The 585-nt window shown below is 71.3% G+C and carries 1 protein-coding gene; it reads right to left on the bottom strand.

Annotated elements, in window-relative coordinates:
• A partial coding sequence (locus ACTQ05_RS09565) for an IS3 family transposase (protein WP_441538978.1) occupies positions 1-585 on the bottom strand: 585 nt, incomplete at both ends.

The following is a 585-nucleotide window of genomic DNA, read 5'->3' as shown; positions in this document are numbered from 1 at the left end:
GGCCCTTCCCAGCGCGGCGCGGAACTCGGCCGGCGTGCGGCCGCCGAGCGCATCGCTGCGCCTCTCCGTATTGTATCGGCCGATCCAGCCCCCGAGCTCCTCGATGAAGCGGGCAGGGGTCCAGCCCGACCAGTCCCTGCCGTGCCAGAACTCCCTCTTGAGCAGGCCGAAGAAGCCCTCCATCGCCGCGTTGTCCGGGCTGCAGCCCTTGGCGGACATGCTCCTGGCGAGGCCGTGCCCCTCGCAGATCGAGATCCAGCCGGGCCAGCGGTAGTGGCCGCCGCGGTCGGAGTGGATGACGGGGCGCTCGCCGGGCGCGAGCAGCGCGCAGGCGTCCTCGAGCGTCGAGTTGGCGAGCGCGGCGTCCGGTCTCTCGCCGGCCCTCCACGCCACGACCGAGGAGTCGAAGCAGTCCCTGATGGCCGACAGGTAGACCTTCCTGCCGGAGGGCAGCCTGAACTCGGTGATGTCGGTGAGCCACAGGAAGTTCGGCAGGGCCGAGCGGAAGTCGCGGCGCACGAGGTTCGGCGGGGCCGGCGTCGGCTCGCCCGCATAGGAGCTGTAGGGCCTCCTCTTCCTCCTCAT

Origin of the sequence: Collinsella sp. LCP21S3_A9, from assembly GCF_052118785.1 — a bacterium.
In the GTDB taxonomy this organism is placed as follows: Bacteria; Actinomycetota; Coriobacteriia; order Coriobacteriales; family Coriobacteriaceae; genus Collinsella.
This window is presented reverse-complemented; position numbering and strand designations above follow the sequence as displayed.